4 protein-coding genes are annotated in these 5,845 nt (G+C 73.6%); all 4 read right to left on the bottom strand.

The features are described from left to right. A partial coding sequence (locus JNW91_RS28910) for a DUF58 domain-containing protein (protein ID WP_203178654.1) occupies positions 1 to 1,015 on the bottom strand: 1,015 nt, incomplete at its 3' end. A gap of 14 nt (positions 1,016 to 1,029) precedes the next feature. Next, complete coding sequence (locus tag JNW91_RS28905) at positions 1,030 to 2,025, bottom strand: AAA family ATPase (protein ID WP_203178652.1); 996 nt, start codon at positions 2,023 to 2,025, stop codon at positions 1,030 to 1,032. A 27-nt stretch (positions 2,026 to 2,052) separates the two neighbouring features. Beyond that, on the bottom strand, positions 2,053 to 4,656 hold the full coding sequence (locus JNW91_RS28900; RefSeq protein ID WP_203178655.1) for a fibronectin type III domain-containing protein: 2,604 nt from the start codon (positions 4,654 to 4,656) through the stop codon (positions 2,053 to 2,055). Positions 4,657 to 4,846: 190 nt separating this feature from the next. Continuing rightward, positions 4,847 to 5,506 (bottom strand): fibronectin type III domain-containing protein, encoded by a 660-nt coding sequence (locus tag JNW91_RS28895; protein WP_203178651.1) that lies wholly within the window; start codon positions 5,504 to 5,506, stop codon positions 4,847 to 4,849. Between the last annotated feature and the right edge of the window lie 339 nt (positions 5,507 to 5,845).

The raw sequence follows: 5,845 nt of genomic DNA, 5'->3' as shown, positions 1-5,845 counted from the left end.
CACCCGGCCCGGTCAGGACGATCAGCGTGTCGCCGAGCCGGTCCTGCCGCAGCCGGGTGGTGGCCGCGCGCAGAGCGTCACCGTCGTCGGAGAGTTCGGCGGCGGCGAGCCGGTCCAACGGCCCGAGTGCCGCCCCCGCGTCGGCCTCCTCGTCCGAGCGCTGGCCACGCTCCGACGACGCCGGTTCCCCGGCAACCAGCAACAACAGCACCGGCAGGTCGGCGCCGTGCGCGGCGGTGACGACCGACGCCGCCGCCTCGCAGGCCGACTCGAACGACTCCGCCACACCGTTCACCCGCTGCGGGTGCGCGACCGCCCGGTTGTCCAGCAGGACGACCAGACGCGGCAGGCTGGTGTCCACGTTCTCCCGCACCATCAACTCACCGACCCGGGCGCTGGTGCGCCAGTGCACGCGGCGCAACTCGTCGCCCACCACGTACTCCCGCAACGAGTCGAAGGTGATCGACCCGTGCGGCACCCCGTCCACCCGGCCGTCGAGGCTGCGCCCCGCGCCGGTCGGCACCGCCGTCAGCGGATGAACCCGCGGGTGCACCCACACCGGTGCCGTCGCGCCGTACGGGCGGGCCAGCGCCACCAACCCCAACGGGTCACGCCGCGTCACCCGCAGCGGCCCGACCGGCACCACCCCGCGACGGTGGGTCGGCACCTCGTAGCGGACCTCGGTGTCCCGGCCGGGCCGCACGCGCAGCAGCGGCACTGGCACCGTCCGCTCGCCGCACCGGTCCTCGGCCAGCAGGTTCGCCGACCGTAGCCGCCCGGTGTTGCGGACGGTCAACGTCATGCTCGCCGGCTCGCCCCGTGCCACCCGGTCCGGTTCGGCCCGCCGCGTCACCGTCAGCCGGGGCCGCCAGGCCGCGACCAGCGCCGCGTAACCCACCGCCGCGCCGGCCGCCGCGCCGATCAGCGTCAACTCGGGGTACGCGAACCGGAAACCCACCCCCAACAGGACGACGGCGGCGACGAGCAGCCCGACCCCGCGGGCGGTGATCCCCATAGCGCTGCTGCCGGTCAGCCCTGCACCGGAGCCGGCTGCCCCGACGGCAGCGGCACCGGCACCGAGGCGATGGCCTGGCGCAGCACCTCCGCGGCGGTCACCCCGCGCACCTGGGCGTCGGGGGTGAGCAGCAGCCGGTGCGCGAACACCGACTCGGCGAGCGCCTTCAGATCCTCCGGCATGATCCAGCCCCGCCCGTCGATCAGCGCGTACGCGCACGCGGCACGGGTCAGCGCGATGACGCCTCGGGGACTGACCCCGACCCGCACCTGCGGATGGGTGCGGGTGGCGGCGGCCATCCGGACCGCGTACGCGTAGAGCGGCTCGGCGATGTGCACCCGACGGGCCATCCGGACCATCTCCCCGATGGTCGCCGTGTCGGTGACCGGGGCGAGCGCCTCGGGGGACCGCACGGTCGCGCCGCGCAGCACCTCCACCTCGACCGCCTCGTCCGGGTAGCCGACGGAGAGCTTCACCAGGAACCGGTCCAACTGCGCCTCGGGCAGCCGGTAGGTGCCGTCCATCTCCACCGGGTTCTGCGTGGCCACCACCAGGAACGGCGACGGCACCGGGTGCCGGACACCGTCCACGGTGACCGTGCGCTCCTCCATCACCTCCAGCAGCGCCGACTGGGTCTTCGGCGACGCCCGGTTGATCTCGTCGGCGATGACGATGTTGGCGAAGACCGGCCCGGGGTGGAACTCGAAGTCCCTGCTCGCCTGGTTGAAGATCGTCACACCGGACACGTCCGAGGGGAGCAGGTCGGGCGTGAACTGGATCCGCCGCCACTGACCCTTCACGGTGGCCGCGACGGCCCGCGCGAGGGTCGTCTTACCGACCCCGGGCACGTCCTCCAGCAGCACGTGACCCTGCGCGAAGAGCGCCGTCAACGCCAGCCGCACCACCTGCGGTTTGCCGAGCACCACCGCGTTGACGTTCTCGGCCAGCCGGGCGGCCAGGGCGGCGAAGCCCTGGACCTCCGGCTGGGTGAGCGGCTCGTGGGTGTTCACGGTCGGCGGTGCTCCTTGGCTGGTGGTTCAGCAGGTGGGCAGGACGTTGATGTTGTCGCCGCCCTCCAGGTTGAGCCAGGCCCAGGGAATGTAGTTCTTCCCCTTGTAGTTGACCTGCACCCACCAGGTGCTGCGTTTGTCGTTGTTGTAGATGTAGGCAAAGACCTCTTCGCCCGACTTCTTGCAGTACGCCTGCAGCCGGTGGCCGTTCGGCACCCAGCCAGCCTGCTGGTCGTTGTCCTGGCGGGTGACCTTGAAGATCTCGTTGCCGTTGCGGTCGCCGGGAATCTCCCGGGTGCAGTAGCTCGCCTCCGGCCCCGACGCCCCGTTGCGGCAGGTTGCGATGCCGTAGAGCGCGTCCGTTGCCTGCGCCCTCGTCGCGGTGCCCTTACCGGCGGCGTTGCTCGCCGTCACCGTGAACGTGTACTTCGTGCCCGGCGTCAGCCCCGACATCGTGATGCTGGAGCACGCCCCGGCCTTCGCCGGCTCACCCGGCGTGCTCAGCGAGCAGGTGGCCCTGCCACCGCCCGCGTCCACCGTGAACGTCACCGTCGCCGACGTGGCGGTCGCCGACGAGCCGGTCACCGTGACCCGCGGCTCCGCGACCGTACGCGCCGTCGCGGTGGCCTCCGGCCCGGGCCCCGCCTCGTTGACCGCCTTCACCTTCACCGCGACGTTCTGGCCGTTGCCCAGACCGGTCACGGTGGCGCGGGTGTCGGTCGTCTCGCTGACCCGCCCGCCGACGTCCACCAGGTACTTCGTCACCGGCCGGCCGTTCGCCTCGGCCGGCGCCCACAGCACCGTGACCGCGCCCGGCTGGTCGGCGACCGTGCCGGCGCGCAGGTCGAGCGGCTTACCCGGCGCGGCGAACGGCACCACCGTGTTGCTCACCGGTGAGGCCGCCGAGCCGGCGCCCTTGTCGTTGACCGCCACCACCGTGAACGCGTACTGGGTGCCGAACTCCAGCTCCCCGGCGGGCACCACCAGCTCCGTCTTCGTCGACTCGCCGGCGGGGGCGTTCGTGCCCGCCGAACTAGCGGTCACCGCGTACTTCGCGATCTTGTTGCCCTGCCCGTTCGCCGCCGGCCACTTCACGAGGACGGTGCCGTCCGGCCGCGCCTGCGCGGTGATGCTGGCCGGCGGATCGGGCACGGCGGCGGTCGGGGTCACCGGATTGCTGCTGCGTGCGGGACCCTCGCCCTTGGCGTTCACGGCGTGCACCGCGAACCGGTACGTCTCGCCGTTGGTCAGGCCCTTGACCTCCACCGCACGCTGGTTGGCGCCCACCTCCAGGCGCTGGCCGGCGCCCTCCACCACGTACTTCATGATCTCGGCGCCGTTCGCGGCGGCCGGCCGCCAGCTCACCCGGGCCTGGGCGTTGCCGGCGGCCGCGGTGACGCTGCGCGGCGCGCTCGGCTTGCCCACCCGGGGCTTCTTCGGCGGGGGCGGCGGGGGAACCGGCGGCGGGTCACCGCCGAGCACGTCGTTGGCGTATTTGTCGACCTCGCGCACCTGGTGCTTGTCGTCCACCACCCGGGCCGTCGCCGCGTCGGGGGAGTTGATGAACAGGTGGTTCTCCCGTACCTCCAGCTCCAACGGCCCGTTGGCCCGGCCGCGGATGGTGTCGACCAGCTGGCCGCCGGCGTCGAAGGAGTAGATCGTGCCGGTCGCCTCGTCGGCGCAGTAGAACCGGTCGGCCCAGGCCACCGCCGCGCTGAGCCCGTCACCGCTGCCCGGCACCGTGAACGCCCGCTCCTCCCCACCGTCACCCACCACCAGCACCCGCCGCTCGGCGGTCACGGTGACCGGAACGCGCGACCCGCTGGTGCGAGCGGGCAGTGCCGCCGGCCCGGACAGCGTCAACGGCGTCGGGCGCACCTCGCCGCGCTGCACCCGTACCAGCTTCCCGGCCGTACGGTCGAGCACCGCCACCCCGTCGTCCAGGGTGGAGACGACCAACTCGTGGCTGGCCTCCGCGACGTCGTACGTCTCGACGCGTTCCGGGCTGAGCCCGCCACCCGCGGGCGCGCCCGAGGCCGGCGCGGACGGCAGCTTCGCCGGGCTCACCGCCGACACGGTGCCCTCGCTGGGCACCGCGATCCACAGTCGCCCCTCGCCATCGAACGTGCCACCGGCGATACCCGGGGGGTAGTGCACCGGTTCGCCGACCGGCACCAGCGAACGCGGATCGAGCTGCCGGACGATGCCCTGCACGGCGTCGACGACGAACGCCGCGTCCTCGTGCAGAGCCACGCTCACACCGAGGCCGGGGGTGGTCGGGGTGGTAGCGGTCAGCTGCAGGGTGGCCAGGTCCAGCGAACTGACCTGCCCGGTCTGCAGGTCACGCAGGATCAGCAGCCGATCGGTCTGGGTGACCTGCATCGGGTGCCGACGCGCGCCGGCGACCTCGGTGCGGGTGTCGACCCGCGCGGTGACCCCGTTGACCCGGGCCAGCTCGCTCCGCGCCGCGCTCCACAGCCAGGAACTCGCGTCGTAGTTGGCCACCGCGTTGTCCGCCGCCCCCAACCCGAGGACGGTCAGCCCCATGGCGGCCAGCAGCGCGGTCACCGTGCCGACGGTCACCAGCCCGCCGCGCAGCCGGGACCGGGAGCGGGGGGCGTCGGTCCGCATGGCGTCGTCGATGCTGGCCACAGCCGGCTGCCTCCCCTGAGTCGTGGCAGGTGGCGCGCCTCGCGGCGACCCTCCCCTGAGCCGGGTGCCATCATATGGCCCGGCCGGCTACGGGGGAACCCGCACCGTCACCCCTGTGGATACCCAGCGTGTGCGTTGTGGACGTCCAGCTCAGCTGGGCCGGCGGCGGTCAGGTCGGCGGAGTGGCCCGTTCCCGCGCCGTGCAGACCTGCCCCGAGGTGGCGAAGCTGTCGGTGAAGTAGACCGCCAAGACCGTGAAGCAGTAGTCCACCCGCGTGCTCAACCCGTTGACCGTGTAACTGGTCCGGCCCGGGTCCACCGTGGCCATCACCCCCAACGCCTGCCCGGCCCGACCGCCGGCCACCATGAACGGCACCGTCCCGCCGGACGGGTCCGTCCAGGTCAACGTGATCGTGACCGAGTCGTCGCGCAACTTCAGGTCCCCGGGAGGCGGCCCGGCCGCCGTCGGCGCCGCCGTCGTCGCGGCCGCGGGTCCGGTCGGGGGCGGGTCGTCGCGGGTCAACACCACCGCACCCAGACCGGTCAGAGCCACCGCGGCAACCCCGCTCGCCACGACCGCGCCGATCAGCGTCGCCCGGTTCCGGCCCGTCGACCCGCCGCCCTCATCGGCGTACGCGGGCCGGTACGGCTCCGGACCCAGCTGGTACGGCTGACCCGGATACGGCTGCTGGACGGGGTAGGGGTGCTGGTCGGGCACCCGGGGCCCCGCCACGGGCGGCGGCGTTCGGACCAGCGCCGGGTTGTCGTCCCCGGGCGGGACGGTGCTCACCGGCTGGACGGCCGGGATCACCACCGTCGCGTCAGACATCGCGACGTCGGTCAGGTGAGGTGGTGCCACCGCCCCGCCTCCGACGTCCGGCCCGCCCCCGTCCAGCGGGGACGGTCCCACTCGATCGACGATCGCCGAGGGCTGCTCCTGAGGCGAGGGGCCGCCGCCGCTCCATGACGGTGCGGTCAGTCCCCACGGCGGTACGGGCGGCGCGTTCACCGGCGGCGCGGAGACGGGGTGGCGGTACGGCGGCCCGGAGACGGGTCCGTAACCGGGCGGCGCGGACACGGGCTGCCCATGCCCCGGTGGTCCGGAGACGGGGTACGGGTGCGCGGGTGGCCCGGAGACGGGGTACGGGTGGGCCGGTGGTGCCGAAAC

This window comes from Micromonospora parastrephiae, assembly GCF_016802865.1.
GTDB classification, from domain to species: domain Bacteria; phylum Actinomycetota; class Actinomycetes; order Mycobacteriales; family Micromonosporaceae; genus Micromonospora; species Micromonospora parastrephiae.
The sequence above is the reverse complement of the archived record's forward strand: the minus strand, read 5'-3'. Positions and strand labels throughout refer to the sequence as shown.

Bases quoted from the DNA above. Each gene is read 5' to 3' on its own strand.
- JNW91_RS28900 (WP_203178655.1), bottom strand. From the start codon at position 4,656: ATGCGGACCGACGCCCCCCGCTCCCGGTCCCGGCTGCGCGGCGGGCTG.
- JNW91_RS28895 (WP_203178651.1), bottom strand. From the start codon at position 5,506: ATGTCTGACGCGACGGTGGTGATCCCGGCCGTCCAGCCGGTGAGCACC.